We start from the raw sequence: 2771 nt of genomic DNA on the forward strand, positions 1-2771 counted from the left end.
TGAGCGCAAACACCCATGCCTTCGATACTAATCGCGCCCAGCTACAGTTGCTATTCGGCTGAACGGCCTAGGACTCGCCGCGATTCGTTGGGGCGGTCGCCTATGCCGTTTGGCTGACTACCGGCGGCGCGCTCTTTGGCGCAACATGGACTCTGCTTTGAACGACCCGGAAGCGATTGGCGACAAACGCGGCGTCCGACAGCGCTGCGTTCGCGGCAGGATTGGCGCCTGTGCCGTGGAAGTCCGAATATGCGGCCGTCTGATTCACAAAGACGCCGCTGGTCAGATTGATCGACAGCGCGACGCCGCCGCGGATGGCAGCTTCATAGGCTGCTTCAACGACTGCGTCGTCCGTGCTGTACACGGAGAAGGTCAACGCGCCATGCTCGGCTGCAATCGATCCGGCCAACTCGAGCGATTGGGCCGTCGAATCCGTGGCGATGACAAACGAAATTGGACCAAACCACTCGCGCGTGAAGTTCGCGGCATCAGCGTTCACGTCGAGCTTCAACATCAGGGGAGAGCGCACTTGAGCATCGGGAAAAACTGGATGAGCAAGCGATTGGCTATCCGTCAGCACTTCACCCAATTGCCGGGCTTCGGCGATACGACCCATCACGCCGTCGTTTTGTATCGCACCGGTCAATTCGACGGCGCGGGCCGGATCGGCAATCAGCTTTTCTACCGCCGCTGCGAGCGTCTTCGCAACGTCGTCGAAGCTCATTTGGCCTTCGCTCGTGCGAATGCCGTCGCGGGGAACATAGATGTTCTGCGGCGCCGTGCACATCTGGCCCGAGTAAAGCGCCAGCGAGAACGCAATATTGCTGGCGACGGCTTTGATGTTGTCGACGGAATCGATCACGATCTGATTCACACCCGCCTTCTCGGTGTAGACCTGGGCCTGATGTGCGTTACGTTCGAGCCAGTTGCCGTTTTGCGTGCTGCCGGTGAAGTCGATGATCTTGATTTCCGGGCGCAGCGCAAGATTTTGAACGAGGGGGCCGTCGTTCCCTTCGGTAGCCAGCAGAGTGACCACATTCGGGTCAAATCCGGCTTCACGCAAAACTTCACGCGCAATGCGCACGGTGATGGCAAGCGGCAAGATCGCACCCGGATGCGGCTTGACGATGACAGTGTTACCCGTAGCCAGGTCGGCGAACATGCCGGGATAACCGTTCCAGGTCGGGAAGGTGCAGCACCCCAGAACGAGGCCCGTGCCGCGCGGTACGACGGTGAATTGCTTGTGCATGGCGAGCGGCGGGTTCTTGCCTTGCGGCTTTTCCCAATAAGCGTCGGCAGGAATTTGGCGAAGCTGATCCCACGCATAAGCCACCGCTTCCAACGCGCGGTCCTGCGCGTGCGGGCCACCCGCTTGAAACGCCATCATGAATGCCTGTCCGGTCGTGTGCATCACGCTGTAACCGATCTCGAAACTGGCTTTGTTGATCCGCGACAGAATCTCGAGGCTTACGCCGGCCCAGGCTGCAGGCCCGGCGGCGCGCCACTGGCGTTGCGCCAAGGCGGAGGCTTCGAGCAGCGAGTCTACGTCCGCTTTCGGGTAGCGAACGCCGAGCGCGAATCCGTAAGGCGACCGCTCGTTACCCACTGTCTCCCCGGTCAAGGGCTGATCCAGTTCGAACGCGCGGTTCAGGTGCGCTTTGAAGGCCGCCTCGCCATCCGGATTTGCTGTTTCACCGTACACTTTGGGACTCGGCATTTCGGGAAACGGGCTCCAGTAGCCGCGCGTTGCAATAGCGGCAAGCGCTTGAGTAAGCGTCGCTTCGTGCTTCGTGAAGAGCGGATGGGTCATGGCGGCAAAAGGATTTGGTTGTAATGAGGGTCGCTCGGATAATTAATTAACCGACCGGTTGGTATGCGAATGTTAGCATTATCGAGACGCGTGCGCGAAGCGATTTCGCGCGAGTTCATATAGGAGGAGTGAATGTCTTACGAGAATCTGTTGACCGAAGTGCGCGGGCGTGTCGGCTTGATCACACTGAACCGGCCCAAAGCGCTCAACGCGCTCAACGACGCGCTGATGGATGAGCTCGGCACTGTCCTTAAACAATACGATGCCGACGAAAACATCGGCGCCATCGTGCTGACCGGCAGCGAGAAGGCGTTCGCAGCGGGGGCGGACATCGGCATGATGGCCAACTACACGTATATGGATACGTTCAAGGGCGACTACATCACGCGTAACTGGGAAACGGTGCGCACCATTCGCAAGCCGATCATTGCGGCTGTTGCCGGATTCGCCCTCGGTGGCGGCTGCGAATTGGCGATGATGTGCGACATCATCATCGCCGCCGATACCGCCAAGTTCGGCCAGCCCGAAATCAAGCTCGGCGTGATCCCCGGCGCCGGCGGCACGCAGCGGCTGCCGCGCGCTGTATCGAAGGCGAAGGCAATGGACATGTGTCTGACTGCACGAATGATGGATGCCGACGAAGCCGAGCGGGCAGGGTTGGTGTCGCGCGTCGTTCCGGCAGCGAACCTGCTGGATGACGCCATGCAGGCTGCAGCGACAATCGCGAGCTTCTCCTTGCCTGCAGTAATGATGGCGAAGGAGTCAGTCAACCGCGCATACGAATCAACGCTGGCGGAGGGGGTTCATTTCGAGCGCCGCATGTTCCATTCGCTGTTTGCGACCGAGGATCAGAAGGAAGGGATGGCGGCTTTTGTAGAGAAGCGGAAACCTGATTTTAAGCATCGATAAAATTCTTTTCCCGAACCCCTTGCGCAGTGTTGAAACGGGCACTAGAATTCCG

At 59.4% G+C, this 2771-nt stretch carries 2 protein-coding genes; one reads left to right on the forward strand and one right to left on the reverse strand.

Translation table 11 applies throughout. From position 1 onward, the window contains the following. Positions 1 to 100: 100 nt before the first annotated feature. The gene (gene paaN, locus ACFFAR_RS30235; protein ID WP_062168041.1) at positions 101 to 1810 is read right to left on the reverse strand and encodes a phenylacetic acid degradation protein PaaN; all 1710 of its coding nucleotides are present in this window, start codon (positions 1808 to 1810) and stop codon (positions 101 to 103) included. A 132-nt stretch (positions 1811 to 1942) separates the two neighbouring features. On the opposite strand from paaN, the gene ACFFAR_RS30240 reads away from it, so the two are divergent. Beyond that, on the forward strand, positions 1943 to 2719 hold the full coding sequence (locus ACFFAR_RS30240; protein WP_062000347.1) for an enoyl-CoA hydratase: 777 nt from the start codon (positions 1943 to 1945) through the stop codon (positions 2717 to 2719). The last annotated feature ends 52 nt before the right edge of the window (positions 2720 to 2771 follow it).

Origin of the sequence: uncultured Caballeronia sp. (assembly GCF_964243625.1) — a bacterium.
GTDB lineage: Bacteria > Pseudomonadota > Gammaproteobacteria > Burkholderiales > Burkholderiaceae > Caballeronia.

What these genes read in the sequence shown, in the direction of transcription:
- paaN (WP_062168041.1), bottom strand. Translation starts at nt 1,810, where the DNA reads ATGACCCATCCGCTCTTCACGAAGCACGAAGCGACGCTTACTCAAGCG.
- ACFFAR_RS30240 (WP_062000347.1), top strand. Translation starts at nt 1,943, where the DNA reads ATGTCTTACGAGAATCTGTTGACCGAAGTGCGCGGGCGTGTCGGCTTG.